Genomic DNA, 18627 nt, shown 5'->3' with positions numbered 1-18627 from the left:
GGCCGCCTCTTTCATTTGCGAATGACGGGCCTGATCAGCCCAGCCAAGCCCGGGCATTGCGGAACAGCCGCATCCAGGCGCCGTCGTGGGTCCACTCCGCGGGCCGCCAGGAGTTGGTGACCGCCCGCACCACCCGCTCGGGGTGCGGCATCATGATGGTCACCCGGCCATTCGGCGTGGTCAGCCCGGTAATGCCGGAAGGCGAGCCGTTGGGGTTGGACGGATAGTGGGTGGTGACCTGGCCGTAGTTGTCGACGTAGCGCAGGGCGACCTGAGCGCTGCCCTGCATGCTGCGCAGGTGAGCGGTATCGCGGAACTCGGCGCGCCCTTCACCGTGCGCCACGGCGATCGGCAGCCGCGAGCCTTCCATACCGGCAAGCAGGATCGACGGGCTCTGCTCCACCTGCACCAGCGCCACCCGGGCCTCGAACTGCTCGGACTCATTACGTACGAAGCGCGGCCAGCTGTCGGCGCCGGGAATCAACTCCTTCAGCTGGGAGAACATCTGGCAGCCGTTGCACACGCCGAGGCCGAAGCTGTCGTCGCGCTCGAAGAACGCCGCGAACTGCTCCCGCGCCCGCGGGTTGAACAGCACCGATTTGGCCCAGCCACCGCCGGCGCCCAATACGTCGCCATAGGAGAAGCCGCCGCAGGCCACGAGTCCCTTGAACGAGGCAAGATCGACACGCCCGGCGAGAATGTCGCTCATGTGCACGTCCACCGCCTCGAAGCCGGCGTGGTGGAAAGCCCAGGCCATCTCCAGGTGTCCATTGACCCCCTGCTCGCGCAGGATGGCCACCGCCGGGCGTGTAGTGTTGACGAACGGCGCCGCGATGTCCTCGTTGACGTCGAAGGTGGGGCTCGCGGAGAGGCCCGGGTCGCGACCGTCGAGCAGGCCGTCGAACTCGCTCTTGGCGCAGTCGGGGTTGTCGCGCAGCGCCTGCATGCGATAGCTGGTCTCGGCCCAGGTGCGTTGGGCCAGCAGCCGGGTGGTCTCGAGCAGCGGCTCCTCGAACAGGGTCACGCGCACCTGGTCGTCGTAGCGCGGCCGGGCGATGACGCCACAGGTCTCGATACCCGCAGCGGCGAACTGGGCCAGCACCTCCTCGGTGTACTGACGGTTGACCTGGATCACCGCACCGAGCTCCTCGGCGAACAGCGCATCCACCGCCTGGGTCGGCTCGTCGATCAGCCAGTCGAGCTTGATCTCGAGGCCGGCATGGGCGGCAAAGGCCATCTCCAGCAGCGTGACCAGCAGACCGCCGTCGCTGCGGTCGTGATAGGCCAGCAGCTTGCCGTCGGCGTTGAGCCCCTGGATCACGGCGAAGAATGCCTTGAGATCCTCGGGATCGTCGAGATCGGGGCACTCGTTGCCGAGCTGACCGTAGACCTGCGCCAGCGCCGAGCCGCCCAGACGGTTCTTGCCACCCCCCAGATCGATCAGGATCAGATCGGACTCGTCCTGCTCCAGGTTGATCTGCGGGGTCAGGGTCTTCAGCGCATCGGTGACCGGGGCGAAGCCGGTGACCACCAGCGACAGCGGCGCGGTGACGCTCTTCTCTTCACTTTCGCCCTTGTCGTTCTCGGCCTGCCAGGCGGTGCGCATGGACATGGAGTCCTTGCCCACCGGAATGGCGATGCCGAGCTGCGGGCACAGCTCCATGCCCACCGCATGCACGGCATCGAACAGCGCCTGGTTCTCGCCGACATGGTCGGCGGCGCTCATCCAGTTGGCGGAGAGCTTGATGTCGGACAGCTTGGCGATCGGCGCAGCCGCCAGGTTGGTGATGGTCTCCGCCACCGCCAGACGGGCGCTGGCCGCGGGGTCGATCAGCGCCACCGGTGGACGCTCGCCCATGGCCATCGCCTCGCCGGCGTGGGTGTCGAAGCTCGCCGTGGTCACGGCGACGTCGGCCACCGGCACCTGCCACGGGCCGACCATCTGGTCGCGGGCCACCATGCCGGTGATGGAGCGATCTCCGATGGTGATCAAGAAGCTCTTGGAGGCTACCGTGGGCAGCCGCAGCACGCGATCCATGGCCTCGCGCAGATCGAGGTTGTCGAGCATCACGCCGGGCAGCTCCAGCGACTCGCGCCGGAACTCGCGCTGCATCTTGGGCGGCTTGCCGAACAGCACGCTCATCGGCAGATCGACCGGCTTGCTGGCCATGGACTGGGCCTCGAAGTGGCCGTCGCGCACCTCGAGGTGGTGGGCCTCGGTGGCCTCGCCGACCACGGCGTAGGGGCAGCGTTCGCGCCTGCACAGCGCATCGAAGGTGTCGAGATCCTCGGGTGCCACCGCCAGCACGTAGCGCTCCTGGGCCTCGTTGCACCAGATCTCCAGCGGGCTCATGCCCGGCTCGGCGTTGGGCACCGCACGCAGATCGAACAGGCCGCCACGGCCGCCGTCCTTGACCAGCTCCGGCAGGGCGTTGGAGAGCCCACCGGCGCCGACGTCGTGAATGAAGCGAATGGGATTGGCCTCGCCCAGCGCCCAGCAGCGATCGATCACTTCCTGGGCACGGCGTTCGATCTCGGCGTTGTCGCGTTGCACCGAGGCGAAGTCGAGGTCGGCGCTGGAGGCGCCGGAGGCCATCGACGAGGCGGCACCGCCGCCCAGACCGATCAGCATGGCCGGGCCGCCCAGCACGATCAGCTTGCCGCCGACCGGAATCTCGCCTTTCTGGACGTGGCCCTCGCGAATGTTGCCGTAGCCGCCGGCGATCATGATCGGCTTGTGATAGCCGCGCCGCTCGATGCCACCGGCACCCAGGATGTCCTGTTCGTAGGTACGGAAGTAGCCGGTCAGGTTGGGGCGGCCGAACTCGTTGTTGAACGAGGCCCCGCCGATGGGTCCTTCGAGCATGATGGCCAGCGCCGACTGCATGCGCTCGGGCTTGCCGTAGTCGAAGGCTTCCCAGGGCTGGACGAACTCGGGAATACGCAGGTTGGAGACGGTGAAGCCGGTCAGACCCGCCTTGGGCTTGGAGCCGATGCCCGTGGCCCCCTCGTCGCGGATCTCGCCGCCGGCACCGGTGGCCGCGCCCGGATAGGGCGCGATGGCGGTGGGATGGTTGTGGGTTTCCACCTTCATCAGGATATGGATCGGCTCGCGATGCGCAGCGTAGACGGCCCGCTCGGCGGCCTTGCCGGTCAGCGGTGCGGCGAAGAAGCGCCCCGCCTCGCTGCCCTTGATCACCGCGGCGTTGTCGCTGTAGGCGGAGAGAATGTCGCCGGGCGAGGCCTGGTAGGTGTTCTTGATCATCTTGAACAGCGAATGGCTCTGCGCCTCGCCGTCGATCACCCAGTCGGCGTTGAAGATCTTGTGTCGGCAGTGCTCGGAGTTGGCCTGGGCGAACATCATCAGTTCGACGTCGGTGGGGTTGCGCGCAAGCTCGCGGAACGCCTCGACGAGATAGTCGATCTCGTCCTCGGCCAGGGCCAGGCCCAGCGCGACGTTGGCCTGCTCCAGCGCCGCACGGCCGCCCTCGAGAATGTCCACCCGCCCCAGCGGGGCCGGCTCGTGATGGGCGAACAGCTGAGCGGCATCGGAGGCATCGACCAGCACGCTCTCGGTCATGCGATCGTGCAGGGTCTCGCGAATCGCCATGAAGGCCGCTTCCGACATCGGCGCCTTGAGCGCCACGCGATAGGCGACGCCCCGCTCGAGGCGGCGCACCCGCGCCAGGCCGCAGTTGCGGGCGATATCGGTGGCCTTGGACGACCACGGCGACTGGGTACCGATACGCGGCACCACCAGGAACAGCTGGCCGTCGGCCTCGCCCTGGGCGCCATCTTTGGCGCCATAGTCGAGCAACTGGCCGAGCAGACTCCGTTCATCGTCGGATAGCTCACCGTCGTGATCCACGAAGTGCACGTAGGAAGCGTGCAGTGACTCGACCTCGGGAACCCGTGCGCGCAGGGCAGCCAGCAGCTTGTCGTGACGGAAAGCGGAAAGGGCAGGCGCGCCTCGAAGTTCGAGCATGTCTTGAAGCCTCTGAAGCAAGCGGAGGAAGGGCCGCGCGGCGGCGAAGAAAGGCGCTATGATACTGGAAAGCGACGGGCAGACGAAATGCAGCGGATGACAGCCGTGTCTCGGGCCGTTATCGTGAAGCTCTCATCGCCGATCGTCAGCTGAATGCCCGAGTTCGCGAATCCTACATTGCTGAGCCGTCTGCGCCTGGCCGCCGTGCTGCTGCTGGGAGTCATCCTGTGCCTGACCCCCTACCGCCATTTCAAGCCTGTCAGCGGCCTGCTGGAAGAGGTGCGCGAGCGCGACTTCATCAGCATCCATACGCGCAATACGCCAACCACCTATTATGAGGGGCGTCACGGCCCGACCGGGTTCGAGTACGAGCTGATGCGCCGTTTCGCCGAGTATCTCGGCGTCAGCCTGACGCTGGACGCCCGGCACCACATCCAGAGCGCGCTGGACGCGGTGCGTCAGGAGGGCGATCTGGCGGCGGCGGCCCTGCCGCTGGATCTGACCCAGCCCGACCTTATCTATAGTCGTCCAATCCTCGACCTGCAACCGTTGCTGGTCTATCGGCGCGGCCTGCCCCCGGTCAACGACCCGGAAGCCCTCTCCGGCCTGACCATCGGTACCATCCGCGGCTCGGGCACCGATCGCGTGCTGCGCGAGCTGCAGGGGGAACATCCGGAGCTGGGATGGCGCGAATCCTCGGAGGTGGAAGTCGCCGAGCTGCTGAGCCAGGTGGAAAGCGGCTACCTGGACGCCGCCGTGGTCTTCGAGCATCAGTTCCGCATCAACCGGATCTTCTTCCCCGGCGTCGAGCGTGGCTTCCCGTTGGGCAACCCCCTCTCCATGGCCTGGGCCTTTCCCGCCAACGGCGGCCTGGGGCTGCAACAGGCGGCCAACCGCTTCCTCTACGGCTTGCAACAGGCAGGCGTGCTCGACGAGCTGGTGGCCCGCCACTTCGGCCATGACGACTATCTCGAGTACGTCGGCGCGCGGGTCTTCATCGCACACCTCAACGAGCGCCTGCCCACCTATGCCGACCTGTTTCGCGAAGCGGCGCGCAACACCGGCTTCGACTGGAAGCTGCTGGCGGCGCTGGGCTATCAGGAGTCGCACTGGGACCCTGAGGCCACCTCGCCTACCGGTGTCCGGGGGCTTATGATGCTAACCCTGCCCACCGCCGGCGAGATGGGCGTGAGCGACCGCCTCGACCCGGCGCAGAGCGTCGACGGCGGGGCACGCTATCTGCGTCAATTAAAGGATCGGCTGCCCGAGTCGATACAAGGCGACGACCGCCTCTACATGGCCATGGCCGCCTACAACGTCGGGCTCGGCCATCTGTACGATGCCCGCCGTATCGCCGAAGAACTGGGTGGCGACCCGAATCTCTGGGAAGACGTACGCGAGGCGCTGCCGCTGCTGCAGAAGCGCGAATGGCACAGCAGGACCCGCCATGGCTATGCGCGGGGCGGCGAGCCGGTAATCTACGTGCGCAACATCCGGCGCTACTACGAGATTCTGTCGTACGTCGACCGTAGCCAGCAGCAGTATCTGCAGTTAAACGAAGCGTCAAATGGCGAGGAGGAGGAGTTCCCGTTGTTCGATATCATCTCTCCCCTCCACCAGTAGAGGGTGCTCATGTCCCGCCACGCCGCCCTCTTGACCAGCCTGGCTTTCGTTCCCCTCACCCTGGGGCTCGTCGGCGTGGGCGGCGACCAGCCCCCCTTGCACGAGCGCGTCACGCTGGGCCTTGCCGGACTGCTCATCCTGGCCCAGTTGATGATGCTGCTGGGTGGGCGGTCGCTGGCCAAGGGGGTGGTAAGTGTCGTGATGCTGCCGCTGCTGCTGGCCCTGGCCAGCTATGCCCTGCCGGAATACTGGGTGACGCTGGAGAGCTGGGACGCCATGAGCCACGGCCTGGCCAAGGGCATGACCCTGGAAGCATGGCGTCCGGCACTGCTGACGACCTTGAGCCTGATTCTCGTGGCCGTACTCATCGCCACCCACTCTCAATCCACGCTTGGCGGCCCGCTGCTGCTGATCATGGCCGTGCTGCTGAGCGCGCAGGGGCTGCTCGACGCTGCCGGATCGGGTGCGCCGTTGCTGCGAACTGCGGCCGGCCTCTGGAGCACGCTGTCCCTGGCGCTGCTGCTGACCGGCCTGAGCGTGGCCGCACTGCCGGGCTGGCGACTCCATGCCGCGCCACTCAGGCGGGCGTTGGTACCCTCACTGACGCTCGTGCTGGCCGTGCTGCTGCTGTGGTACCACCAGAAAAACGTGACCGAGCGGGAGCTGCACGGCACCGTCGCGGCGGAAGCCAGGCAGCTCGGGCAGCGCTTCACGCGGGAAGTGCAGGATCACCTGACGGCGGTGGAACGCTTCGCCAACGTCTGGACGCTTTTCGATGCGCCCCCCAGCCAGGAAGAATGGTCGCGCCAGGCAACGCTGTATCATCGCGATTTTCGCTACCTGCTCAACATCGCCTTCGTCGACCCCGAAAGCCGCCTCACCCGCGTCTATCCACCCAGCGAGATCAACCTTCAAGTGCTGGGCGCACGCCTCTTCGATGCTCAGCCTGCCGGGCGCGAGGCCGTCAGTCGCGCACTGTTCGAACAGCGCATCGGCCGCACCGACGTGATCATGCTGTTGCAGGGGGTGCCCGGCATCATTCATTACCTGCCGATCCCTCTCGACGAACGGCGCACCCTCGGCGCCGTGGCGATGGTCATCGGCCTGCCGATGCTGGCCGAGACACTGTTCAGCGAGGTCGACAGCCAGCACTTCGGCCTGGTCCTCAGCCAGGGGGGGCAGGTCTTGGCCAGCCGGGCGCCTGACACACGACTCGCGCCGTGGCAGCACCAGGCACAGCTCGACGTGGCAGGCACTCCGCTGCTGCTCAGCGTCCAACCCAGCCACGCCCGACTGCTGCAGCGCCTGCCGCGTCACCCGGTGGTCACGCTGATCACCGGACTTACCCTGGCCTACCTGCTCTACCTGGTGCTGCACGGCTATACCCGCCTGGCACGCCAGCATCGGCGGGTACGCGACACCAACCGGGTGCTGCGCCGCGAAATCCGCATGCGCAGCCAGCTTCAGGAAGAGGTCGAATGGCTGGCCCGGCATGACGAACTGACGCGGCTGCCCAACCGACGCCTGTTCATGGAGGCGCTCGAGGCCAACGCCGTGCAGCGTCCGCTGAGCGTGTTGATCTGCGATGTGGATCATTTCAAGCGCATCAACGATCACCAGGGCCATCTGGTGGGAGACCGCTACCTGGTTCACCTGGGCCAGATCGGGCGCGAGCTGATCGAGTCGACTGGCGGCCTGTTCGCCCGCTACGGCGGCGAGGAGTTCGTCGCCTGCCTGCCACGGGTCGATGCCGTGCGAGCGCTGGAAATCGCCGATACGCTGCGCCGCCAACTACTGGATGCCGAGCTGCTGCATCATGACGGTCAGCGCCTGACTGCCAGCATCGGCGTGGTCACGCTGGTCGACGGCCCGCTGGACGTTGCCGTCATCATGCAGGCCGCCGACGATGCCCTCTATCGCGCCAAGGCCGAGGGCCGCAACCGGGTCAAGGCGGCTCCGCCACTAGTGATCGCCGAGCGGGCCTGATGCCGCTTCGTCACGCTCCCGACGGGCCTCGAAGAAGGCCTTGAGCAGCTTGGCGGCACGCGCGGCCAGCACGCCGCCCTCCACCATGACCCGATGGTTGTGCCAGGGCTGGGCAAACAGGTTGGCCTTGGACTCCACCATGCCGGTGCGCGGCTCTGCCGCCCCATAGACCAAGCGGGCGATGCGCGCATGGATGATCGCCCCGGTGCACATCAGGCAGGGCTCCAGGGTGACGTAGAGCGTGCAGCCCTCCAGGCGGTAATTGCCCAGCCGCCGGGCGGCATCGCGCAGGGCGCGAATCTCGGCATGAGCGCTGGGATCGTGGCCAGAAATGGGCGCATTGAATCCCGCTCCCACGATCTCTCCGGCCGGACTCACCACGACCGCCCCCACCGGCACCTCGCCGGCCGCCAACCCTTCACGGGCCTGGTCCAGCGCCCGATGCATGTAGAATTCGTCACTGCGCATCGGCGCGGACTCCGTTATGCTGATGCCTGAAACAACCGTATGATACGCCCTGAGGAAGCCACATGTCCGACGCCCTGAACCAGCTCGTCGCCCTGCTCGGCCTGGAAGAAATCGAGGAGAACCTGTTCCGCGGCCACAGCCAGGACCTGGGCCTGCCACAGCTGTTCGGCGGCCAAGTACTCGGCCAGGCGCTTTCGGCGGCCACCCGCACGGTGGATGCCTCGCGCCAGGCGCATTCGCTGCATGGCTACTTCCTGCGTCCCGGCGACCCTCACCGCCCGGTAGTCTATCAGGTCGACAGCGTACGCGATGGCGCCAGCTTCACCACCCGGCGTGTCACCGCCATTCAGAAGGGGCGCCCGATCTTCTTCTGCAGCGCCTCCTTCCACGGCCGCGAAGAGAGCATCGCCCACCAGATGGCGATGTCCCAACTGGCAACGCCCGAGGCCCTGGCTCCCAGCGCCCGGCTGGAGCGCTTTCCCGGCCACCCCATCGAGTTCCTGCACCTGGGCGACGAGGCCGAGCCGGGACAGCCCTCACGCAAGCGGCTGTGGTTCCGGCTCACCGGCGAGCTGCCCGACGACCCGGCCCTGCACCGCTATCTGCTGGCCTACAGCTCCGACTTCAACCTGCTGACCACGGCGCTGGTGCCGCACGGTATCACCTTCCGCGACCCCAAACTGCAGATCGCCAGCCTCGACCACGCGCTGTGGTTCCACCACGACGTGCAGGTCAACGACTGGCTGCTCTACGACATGGACAGCCCCTGGGCCGGCGGTGCCCGAGGGTTTGCCCGCGGCAGCATCTATGACCGCAGCGGCCGGTTGGTGGCCTCTACCGCCCAGGAGGGGTTGACCCGGCTACGCGACCAAGGTTAAGGGCATTTTACCGTCAAGTTTCATGGCTTTCGGCCGATGTAAGTAAGCGCTTGCCTCCCGTACAAGCCTTACTTAGTCCCGAGATCAATAAACATGAAAGAATCGGCCATAAAAGCCTCCTCTGCGCTGGGCCTGCAGGCCCGTATCCTGTTGTTGGTACTTCTCCCTCTGTTCTTGACGACCGTCGGTCTGGTGGCCCTGGATGCCTATAGCCGCATCCAGAGCAGCCAGGACACCCTCGACCGCCAGCGGCAGCTACTGATCGAGACTCGCCAAGCCGGCGTTCGCGACGTCGTCGAGAGCGCCCGCACGGCCATACGGCCCATCCTGCAGGATGCCAGCCTGAGCGATGGCGAGAAGCGCGAGCGTGCCGCAGCAATCGTGCGCGCCATCCAGTTCGAAGGTAACAACTACGTCTTCGCCTACCAGTACGACGGGCTCAATGTCGCCACCGCCCCCATGCCCCACCGCGAAGGCACCAACATGCTCGGCGTTCAGGCACCGGACGGCGCCTATATCATTCGCGATCTGATCGACGTCGCGCGGCAGGGTGGCGGCTTCTATGCCTACCCTTGGGAGTACCCCGGCACCAACGACATCGAGCCGAAGTACTCTTACGCCACTAACGTGCCCGAGTTCGACTGGATGCTGGGCGCCGGTGTCTACATCACCGACATCGACGCTTCCATGGCCGAAGCCGAAGTGCTTGCAGCTACGGAGTTGCGCCGCTCTATCCTGATTTCCGCCCTCACCGGGCTTGCGATCTTCATCGCCGTAGCAGCGGTCTCGGTGTGGCTCGTACGTCGCACCGTGCAGCCCATCCGCCGCACCGCCGAGGCCATGCGCGACATCGCCAAGGGCCAGGGCGATCTGACGCGTCGTCTGAAAATCGAGAGCCGCGACGAGATCGGCGAGCTGGCCGCCCAGTTCAACGCCTTCGTTGCACGCATGCAGGAGACCCTGCGCGACGTGCGGCGTAGCACCACCAGCGTGCACCAGGCCGCCGAGGAGATTGCCCAGGGCAGCGACGAGCTGGCCACCCGTACCGAGCAGGCCGCCGCCAACCTGCAGGAGACCTCCGCCTCCATGGAGGAGATCACCGCCACGGTGAACCACAGCGCCGAATCGGCCGAACAGGCCAATCAGCTGGTCATCGCCACCTCCCAGGTCGCCCGCGAAGGAGAGGCTGCGATGCAGCAGGTCGAGCGCACCATGAGCGACATCGACACCTCCTCAAAGCGCATTGCCGAGATCATCGGCCTGATCGACGGAATCGCCTTCCAGACCAATATCCTGGCGCTCAACGCCTCGGTCGAGGCGGCACGGGCCGGCGAGCACGGTCGCGGCTTTGCCGTGGTGGCCCAGGAAGTCCGTTCGCTGGCCAGCCGGTCGGGCGAAGCGGCCCGGGAAATACGCGCCTTGATCGACGCTTCCGTGACCCACGCCCGCGACGGCAGCGCTATCGTTCAGCGCGCCGGCGAGACCATGCGCGAGATCGTGACCAGCGTGGCAAGGGTCAATGACGTCATCGCCGAGATCAGCGCCGGAGCCCGGGAGCAGAACGCGGGTATCGGCCAGATCAACACTGCCGTGGCCGAGATGGATACCATGACCCAGCAGAATGCCGCCATGGTGCAGCACACCAGCACCACCGCCAACGAGATGCGCCGCCACACTCAGCACCTCAGCGAACTGATCGGCACCTTCGTGCTCGGCGAGGATGGGCATGCTCAGGCTACGGCACAGCGGCCTGCCACAGCGGCCAAGCCGCGTGCCGCACTGCCTCGCCCTGCCGCGGACCCCAAGCCGCGACAGGCACGTCAGGCCGAGGAGGAGTGGGAAACCTTCTGAGGCGCTCCGACAGCAGCCAGGGCGGGCTGATGCCCGCCCTGGCCAGTCACTTGCTCTGCCCGTCGCTCAGTAAAGACCGGTCACGGCTGTTCGCTTGGCAGACTCTGGCGGTGACAGAGCATTGAACGGCGCAAGCGGGCTCCCCTCTTGAGAGCAGGCGACAAGCGTGTCAGAAGCTATCCCATTCCGCTTCCGGCTCACGCTTGGCCTGACTCGGCCGGGGAGCATGCCTCTCGGCGGATGGGGCAGTCAAGGTAGCAACACTCTTGGACACAATCCGGCCTGAGATAGCAGCCTGACTCGGCTCCTGCCGATGGATTTTAAAGGACGCCACCGCTTCGCTCAGCTCTCTTGCCTGCTGCTCCAATGACGCCGAGGCATTGGCCGTCTGCTCAACCAGAGCTGCATTGTCCTGGGTCACCTGGTCCATCTGGTTCACCGCAACGCTGACCTGCTCGACAGCAGCATTCTGCTCCTGAGAACCACGTGCCACTGCATCCATCAATTCAGACACTCGCTTTACACCTGCAACGATCTCATCCATCGCCGTACCTGCCTCATCGACCAGCAGGCTTCCTTCCTTGACGATCCCAGCATTCTGATCCACCCGAGACTGAATTTCCTGCGCCGCATCGGCACAGCGCTGAGCCAGATTGCGAACTTCCTGCGCAACGACGGCAAAGCCACGGCCCTGCTCACCGGCACGAGCCGCTTCTACCGAGGCGTTGAGGGCGAGGATATTGGTTTGGAAAGCAATGCCATCAATGACTTCGATGATGCCACTGATCTTCTCCGAACTCTCGTTGAGCTCGCGCATCTTTCCCGCCACCAAATCGGCCTTTTCACCTCCGGTTTCTGCACTCTGGCTCACCTCACGTGTCAGCTGGTTCGCCTGTGCCGCATGCTCGGTATTCTGCTTCACCGTAGCGGCGACCTGCTCCATGCTGGCGGCCGTTTCCTGCAGACTGGAAGCCTGCTCCTCGGTTCGCTGAGAAAGATCGGTATTTCCCGAGGCTATCTGCCCTGAGCCCGTGGCAATGTTTCCTGCCGACTGTTGGATCGAGACGATCAGCTCGCGCTGCTGTTCCTGCATGTCAGCCAGTGCTCTCAAGGCAAGCCCCACCTCGTCCTTCGCTCCGGTCACGATAGGCTGGCTGAGATCCCCCTTAGCCATGAGCGAGAAATGCTCCATCATGCGCCGGAGCGGCTGACCAATGGCGCGAATCAACCACCAGCTCATGCTAACCGAAATCAGCAAAGCGAGAAGAAAGGCGCCAATGATGAGATTTCGTTCAAGCACGTAATAATCCAGGGCGCTGGAAAATTCATCCTGAGCAACTGTCGCCTGCAAGTCGATCAATTCATGAGCCACATCGTTGGCCGCCTGGAAGAGAGGGAGCGTAAGCTGCTGGTATACACGATTACCAGCCGCAAAATCGCCAGCCGCATAATGCTCCAGTGCCGGCTCGAGCCCTGTAGCAACAAATTCTCCCTGACGAGTTTCGAACATTTCAGCGAGCTGACGTTCTTCATCCGTCAGTCGATGCGCGGTGAACGCTTGCCAAGTGACATCTATCTCTTCGGCATTGTTCTCGATATCGGCTTGTATGCCGCTGAATGAACGGGCCTCTTCTCCGTCTCGCTCCAAACGAGGATCGTTCAACACCATTTGACTCATGGCAATGAGATTCTCACGCATGAGCTCGTCGATTCGAGTTAGCTGAATGGTGGGAATGAGTCTATCTTCGTATACGGCCTGGATGGCTCGGTTGCTGGTGTTCATGCCACTTAGTCCAAACCCGCTCACCAGCAGCAGGAAGGCAAGAAACATGATACTGAACATGATGAGTCTTGCTCTGATGGTAATCGTCATTGCCGCCTCCGTGTCTATGTAGTACACACAGCCGACAATTTCCTCAATGAGCCATTTCCATCAGGGCATCGCTCTAGCAACAAGCGTCACAACTGGTTTGGCGACGTCATCACAAAAGGGCAAAAAGCTTTAACTCATGCTTCACCTGAGCGGAACAATCCAATGAAGAAAACTGCGGCCTCAATACACTTAACGGCCTCAGCATATATAACTTTAGGAAAACTTAATTAATTATAATTAGAACAATATGATTCACCTAAAAGATTTCTTTAAAGGTCTCAGGTACGAATACCGGGCACGTCCTGCCTAGGCCGCGGCATGGGCTCGCGCGGCGGTACGTCAGTAGTGACCTCGATCTCGTGTTCCTCGCCCTGCTGCCAGTAGCGCAGCCGGGCGTCTTCGTCCACGGCGGTGTCGCGCACCAGCTCGAGATAGCGCAGCGGCGTCTCGGGCACCTCACCGTTCACTTCCAGCAGCAGCGCGCCCGGCTCCAGGCCGGCGTCGGCTGCAGGGCCGCGTACGTCGCTGACCAGCACACCGGCCTGATCGGGCAGCCCCAGCGCTTCGCGCAGATCGGCGGTGACCGGCGCTACGGTGATGCCGAGCGCCACCACCACCTGATCGTCCAGACCTTCGTACTCGATGTCCCGTGCCGCCTCGAGCACCTGAGGTGCCACATGAATGCTCGCCCCCGCATGGATGGCCAGAGCGATGGCATCGCTGGGACGGCTGTCGATACGCACCCGCTCGTCACGCCCCGGCAGGCTCAGCTCGAGCATGCCGAGAAAGGTGTGATCGACGATGGCATCGACGTAGACGCGCTCCAGGGTGGCTTCCATCTCACCCAGCACGTCGCTCAGCAGGTCGTGGGTCATGGGCCGCGGCGAACGCTCTCCGGCGAGGCCGCGAAGGATGGCGCCGGCCTCGTTGATGCCAATGAAGATGGGAATCACCTCGCGCGCCCCCGGTTCCCGAAGCAGCACCACGGGCGGGCCACCGAAGCCGGCCACCCCCACCGTGGCGATCTCTACTTCGACCATCTCGTCAATCTCGGCAGCGAGCTCCCGTGCGCTGGCGGTACTCATCGATGCCGCCAGCAGCGCGACACCGCACAGCAACGACAGCAGGTAACTCCCGAGTTTTGGCAACGACATAGATTTCTCCGGCAAGGCTGCAGGTCATGGGTTCAGCATGGCACCCATGGCGCCGGCCCGCCATGCCGTTACTCCTCCTGCCCCGCCAGCGTCTAGGCTATGTACGAAAAGTCGACGAGCGAAGGTCAGGCAAGGCAAAAATTGGCGAAAAAACGGAGTTTACGGGGTGTAAATGAGTATTTTGAGCCGATTTTTAACACCGCATGGCCGAGCGCAGACATTTTTCGTACAAAGCCTAGAAAACCAAAGAGAACAGCACACCTAACAGCGCACAGCCGCCCAGCACCTTCAGCATGCCGATCTTGAAGTGGAAGATGGCGGCCATGGCGCCGGCAGCCAGCAGCAGGGCCAGAGGATCCAGCGTGCCGAGCTGCGGAATCAGCAGGCGCACCCCGAGCAGGTGCCGTTCGGCGACTTCGGCAAAGACCACGTGGAGACCGAACCAGATCGCCAGATTGAGGATCACCCCCACCACCGCGGCGGTGATGGCCGACAGCGCGGCACTGAGGGCGCGGTTGTCACGCAGCCGCTCCACGTAGGGGGCACCGAGGAAGATCCACAGGAAGCAGGGCACGAAGGTCACCCAGGTGGTGAGCACCGCCGCCAGGGTAGCCGCAAGCATGGGATCGAGCCCGGTCGCCTCGCGATAGGCACCCATGAAGCCGACGAACTGCACCACCTGGATCAGCGGCCCCGGCGTGGTCTCGGCCATGCCCAGGCCGTCGAGCATCTCGCCGGGGGCCAGCCAGCCGTAGTTCTGCACCGCCTCCTGGGTCACGTAGCCCAGTACCGCATAGGCGCCGCCGAAGGTGACCACCGCCATCTTGCTGAAGAAGGTGGCGATCTGGCTGAACACGTTGTCGCCGCCCAGTGTGACCAGCAGCAGCGCCACCGGCGTCAGCCACAGCAGCAGGAAGATCGCCGAGACGCGCAGCGACCAGCTGCGGTTGGGGCGCGCATGGGCCGGCAGCCCCTCGCCGAGCAGCGAGTCGCGGTCGCTGAGCCCCGGCCCGCCGCCATCGCCGTGGCCGCCGCCCGCCTGGAAAGCCGTCATGCCGCGCTTGCCGCCCCAGAAGCCGATCAGGGCGGCTCCCAGGATGATCAGCGGGAAGGCGAGTTCGAGAAAGAAGATCGCCACGAAGGCCGCCGCCGCCAGACCGATCATCACCCGGTTACGCAGTGCCCGCTTGCCGATGCGCACCACGGCGTGGAGCACCACCGCCAGTACGGCCGCCTTGAGACCGAAGAAGAGCCCCTCCACCAGGCCCACGTTGCCCAGCGCGGCGTAGAGATAGCTCAGCGCCAGGATGGCGATGAAGCCGGGCAGCACGAACAGGCTGCCCGCCAACAGGCCACCCTTGGTGCGGTGCATCAACCAACCGATGTAGATGGCCAGCTGCTGGGCCTCCGGCCCTGGCAGCATCATGCAGTAGTTGAGCGCATGCAAAAAGCGCTTCTCACCTATCCACTTCTTCTCTTCGACGAGAATGCGGTGCATCACCGCGATCTGCCCCGCCGGGCCGCCGAAGCTGAGCATGGCCACGCGCAGCCAGACCATCACGGCCTCGCGGAAGGGAACCTGATGGGGCGTTTCGTTGACGGGGGGCATGGGGCACGCTCACAGCAAGGAAATGGTGGTTCGAGGGCAGAATTCTGCCCTGTTATGGCTTGCCGAACCAGCGTGGGAGTATGAATGGCCCTACGTAACGAGCTGATGACACAGCTCTTGAGTGATGGCAGCCAATGGCCGAGGAGTTTGCTCAGTGCGATACGACGTTCCACGCTGAAGGTGAATTTTCCAGAAAAGAAAAAACCGATGGACGGTATTGCTCGCGACTTTTTCGCCGACAACCTGATACTCATGGAGCTTGCCGTGGCGCTGCTGCTGGGAGCCCTGATCGGTATCGAACGAGGCTGGTCCGCCCGCGAACGGGAGCCCGGCGAACGCGTGGCCGGGGTACGCACCCATGCGCTGATCGGCCTGTTTGGCGGCGTGGCCGCGCTGCTCTCGGAGGTGCTCACATACTGGGCCTTTCCATTGATCTTCCTGGCGATCGCCGGCATTGCACTGGCCGGCTATCGGGCCAGCATGGAGAAGAGCGGCGACTACAGCATTACCGGCCTGATCGGGCTGCTGCTGACCTTCTGCTTCGGCGCCCTGGCGGTGGCCGTGGATGTCGCCCTTGCCACTGCCTGCGCGGTGGTCACGGCGCTGATCCTCGACAACAAGCGCGAGATCCATGAGCTGCTGCACAAGCTTCACGCCAACGAGCTCGATGCCGCCTTGAAGCTACTGTTGATCAGCGTGGTGGTGCTGCCGCTGTTGCCCAATGAGGACATGGGCCCCGGCGGCGTGCTCAACCCCTACGAGATCTGGTGGCTGGTGGTGCTGGTCGCCTCGATCTCGTTCATCGGCTACTTCGCCGTGCGCCTCGGCGGCACCGCGAAGGGCATCCTGTTCACCGGTCTGTTCGCCGGGCTGAGTTCCTCCACCGCCCTGACCCTGCAGTATGCCCGGCAGGCGCGCCGCGAGCCGCAGTTCGCGCCGATGCTCGCCGCCGGCATTCTGCTGGCCTGCGGTACCATGCTGCCCCGCCTGCTGCTCTATGCCGCCCTCGTCGGCCCGGCCATGCTGCCGCAGTTGCTGGCACCACTCGCGGCCATGGGGTTGGCGCTCTTCCTGCCAGCGCTGTGGCTATGGCGCCGCCACCGCCACGATCTCAAGGCCGAGCGCCCAATGAGCCAGAACCCGCTGGAGCTACGTGTCGCGCTGCTGATCGGTGCCCTGCTGGCAACGGTCATGGTATTGGGCGAGTGGCTGCGCGCCTGGCTCGGCGATGCCGGCATCTATCTGCTGGCCGCCACCGCCGGCATCGCCGACGTGCACGCCATCGCCCTGTCGCTGGGCCGAATGGCCACGAACACCATCACGCCCGCCACCGCCGTGATGGGCATCGTGCTGGCCGCTGCGGTGAACAATTTGTTCAAGGTCGTGCTGACCTTCAGCGCAGGCAATGCCCGCCTGACGCGCTGCCTGGTCGGCCCGCTGCTGGCCTCGGCCACGGCGGGGCTCGCCGTGGCCTGGCTGGTCTGACACTTCGTCAAGGCAGTCTCAGCACCTCACGAAAACCGCCCCAGATCATGCGCTTGCCATCGAAGGGGTGATTGGCCGGCTCCATCATGTCCGCCATGCGCGGGTCTTCCATCACCTTGGCATTGATGCGGTCGCGCTCCTCCCGCGAGGCATAGAGAATCCAGGAGAAGATCACCGTTTCCCCCGGTTCGAGCTTTACGCTCTGGGGGAAGGAGGTATGCACCCCCGGCTTGACGTCATCGGCGACGCACTCCACGTACTCCAGCGCGCCGTGCTCGCGCCAGACCTCCCCGGCCTTCCGGGCCATCTCCAGATAGGCATCGAGATTGCCTTCAGGCACCGGCAATACGAATCCATCGACGTAGCTCATGGTCTTGTCTCCCTGTGGTTGTATAAGTTGTTGAATAAGTTGTTGAGTAAGTCATGGAGTGAGTCATCGAGCGAGCCCGGATGGCCAAGCTCATGGGGTCTTCGATTCAGCAGCGGCAAAATCGACAGCACTGTGCGCTGCCGTGACTTCCCGCAGGCGACGCTCGAGGAAGCGCCGTTCGGCGCCCTGGGTCACCAGTGCCAGGGCCTGGCGGTACTGCTCGGCCGCCTCGCCATGGCGCCCCAGCCGGCGCAACAGGTCGGCGCGCGTAGCGGGTAGCAGGTGATAGCCGGGCAGATGAATCTTGTCGAGCTGCTCCAGGCCCGCTTGCAGTCCATCGGCCATGGCCACCGCCACGGCGCGATTGAGCGCTACCACCGGCGTCGGCTGAATGGCGTAAAGCAGGCTGTAGAGCGCGGCGATACGCCGCCAGTCGGTGTCTGCGGGAGTCGCCGCCTCGGCGTGCAGCGCGGCGATGGCGGCCTGCACCGCATAGCCACCGGGCAGGCCGCCACGTAGCGCGATACCCACATGGGCACTGCCCTCCTTGATCTCGTCGGCGTGCCAGCGCGAGCGATCCTGCTCATCCAGCAGCACGATGTCGCCGGCCGCGTCGGTGCGTGCATCGCGCCGGGCATGATGCAGCAGCATCAGCGCAAGCAGCCCCCGCGCCTCCCGCTCCGCCGGCAGCAGCCGTACCAGCATGCGTCCCAGCCGAATCGCCTCACGGCACAGGTCGCCGCGTACCCAGTCGTCGCCGAAGCTGGCCGCATAGCCTTCGTTGAAGATCAGGTAGATCACTGCCAGTACCGGCTCCAGGCGCTCGTCCAGGGCGGTGTCGTCGGGCACCTCGAAGGGAATGCCGGCATCGCGAATCTTGGCCTTGGCCCGCACCAGGCGCTGGGCCAGAGTCGGCACCGGTACCATGAAGGCCCGGGCGATCTCCTCGGTACGCAGCCCGCCCAGGGTGTGCAGCGTCAGCGCCACCTGGGCGGGCCGTGCCAGAGCCGGATGACAGCAGGCGAAGATCAGGCGCAGACTGTCGAGAGGTTCGGCTTCGAGGTCGTTGTCGAGCAGCAGCTCCAGGTGCTGACGCAGCTCGTCGCCCTTGCGCTCGCGCATCTGCTGGTGGCGCAACTGATCGACCACCTTGTGGCGCGCGGTGGCAATCAGCCACGAGGTCGGATTCGGTGGCCAGCCCTCGGCCGGCCACTGCACCATCGCCGCCTCGAAGGCCGCCTGCACGGCATCCTCGGCCAGCTCGAAGTGACCGAAGCGGCGAATCAGGCTGGCCAGCACGTGGCCATACTCACGGCGATACAGCTCATCCAGAGACACGCAGTCC

Annotated in this window: 12 protein-coding genes; 5 read left to right on the top strand and 7 right to left on the bottom strand. The window is 65.0% G+C overall.

Features of this window, described 5'->3' with window-relative positions:
• Nucleotides 1-34: 34 nt before the first annotated feature.
• A complete protein-coding gene (purL, locus tag C4S71_RS06900; RefSeq protein ID WP_103968672.1) occupies nt 35-3985 on the bottom strand; it encodes a phosphoribosylformylglycinamidine synthase in 3951 nt (1316 codons plus the stop codon).
• Between the two features lie 153 nt (nt 3986-4138).
• On the opposite strand from purL, the gene mltF reads away from it, so the two are divergent.
• Together mltF and C4S71_RS06890 are read left to right on the top strand one after the other, a co-directional pair.
• Nucleotides 4139-5608, top strand: a complete 1470-nt coding sequence (gene mltF / locus C4S71_RS06895; protein WP_103968671.1) for a membrane-bound lytic murein transglycosylase MltF — start codon at nt 4139-4141, stop codon at nt 5606-5608.
• A gap of 9 nt (nt 5609-5617) precedes the next feature.
• Nucleotides 5618-7594, top strand: a complete 1977-nt coding sequence (locus C4S71_RS06890; RefSeq protein WP_103968670.1) for a GGDEF domain-containing protein — start codon at nt 5618-5620, stop codon at nt 7592-7594.
• On the opposite strand, the gene tadA is transcribed toward C4S71_RS06890, so the two are convergent.
• On the bottom strand, nt 7571-8062 hold the full coding sequence (gene tadA, locus C4S71_RS06885) for a tRNA adenosine(34) deaminase TadA (RefSeq protein ID WP_086511439.1): 492 nt from the start codon (nt 8060-8062) through the stop codon (nt 7571-7573). The two genes, C4S71_RS06890 and tadA, sit on opposite strands and share 24 nt — an antisense overlap.
• A gap of 62 nt (nt 8063-8124) precedes the next feature.
• Here tadA and C4S71_RS06880 point away from each other — a divergent pair, with 62 nt between their 5' ends.
• Together C4S71_RS06880 and C4S71_RS06875 are read left to right on the top strand one after the other, a co-directional pair.
• Entirely contained in the window at nt 8125-8940 is an 816-nt protein-coding gene (locus C4S71_RS06880; RefSeq protein ID WP_103968669.1) for an acyl-CoA thioesterase, read from the top strand.
• Between the two features lie 93 nt (nt 8941-9033).
• Complete coding sequence (locus C4S71_RS06875) at nt 9034-10791, top strand: methyl-accepting chemotaxis protein (protein WP_103968668.1); 1758 nt, start codon at nt 9034-9036, stop codon at nt 10789-10791.
• Between the two features lie 169 nt (nt 10792-10960).
• Here the strand turns inward: C4S71_RS06875 and C4S71_RS06870 are convergent, their stop codons facing one another.
• From C4S71_RS06870 to chrA, 3 genes are all read right to left on the bottom strand, one after another.
• Nucleotides 10961-12664, bottom strand: coding sequence for a methyl-accepting chemotaxis protein (locus C4S71_RS06870; RefSeq protein ID WP_103968667.1), 1704 nt, complete (start codon nt 12662-12664; stop codon nt 10961-10963).
• A gap of 278 nt (nt 12665-12942) precedes the next feature.
• Entirely contained in the window at nt 12943-13818 is an 876-nt protein-coding gene (locus tag C4S71_RS06865; protein WP_234246610.1) for a bifunctional nuclease domain-containing protein, read from the bottom strand.
• A gap of 235 nt (nt 13819-14053) precedes the next feature.
• A complete protein-coding gene (gene chrA, locus C4S71_RS06860; protein ID WP_103968666.1) occupies nt 14054-15427 on the bottom strand; it encodes a chromate efflux transporter in 1374 nt (457 codons plus the stop codon).
• 207 nt (nt 15428-15634) lie between these two features.
• Between chrA and C4S71_RS06855 the strand changes: the two genes are divergently transcribed.
• Entirely contained in the window at nt 15635-16912 is a 1278-nt protein-coding gene (locus C4S71_RS06855) for an MgtC/SapB family protein (RefSeq protein WP_103968665.1), read from the top strand.
• A gap of 7 nt (nt 16913-16919) precedes the next feature.
• Here C4S71_RS06855 and C4S71_RS06850 read toward each other — a convergent pair whose 3' ends face one another.
• The gene (locus C4S71_RS06850; RefSeq protein WP_086511446.1) at nt 16920-17282 is read right to left on the bottom strand and encodes a DUF1428 domain-containing protein; all 363 of its coding nucleotides are present in this window, start codon (nt 17280-17282) and stop codon (nt 16920-16922) included.
• Between the two features lie 90 nt (nt 17283-17372).
• Nucleotides 17373-18620, bottom strand: coding sequence for an RNA polymerase sigma factor (locus C4S71_RS06845; RefSeq protein WP_200825253.1), 1248 nt, complete (start codon nt 18618-18620; stop codon nt 17373-17375).
• Between the last annotated feature and the right edge of the window lie 7 nt (nt 18621-18627).

The organism is Billgrantia desiderata (assembly GCF_900108215.1).
Classification (GTDB): domain Bacteria; phylum Pseudomonadota; class Gammaproteobacteria; order Pseudomonadales; family Halomonadaceae; genus Halomonas; species Halomonas desiderata.
Note: the sequence above shows the minus strand (reverse complement) of the source record. Positions and strands in the feature narration are given on the sequence as shown.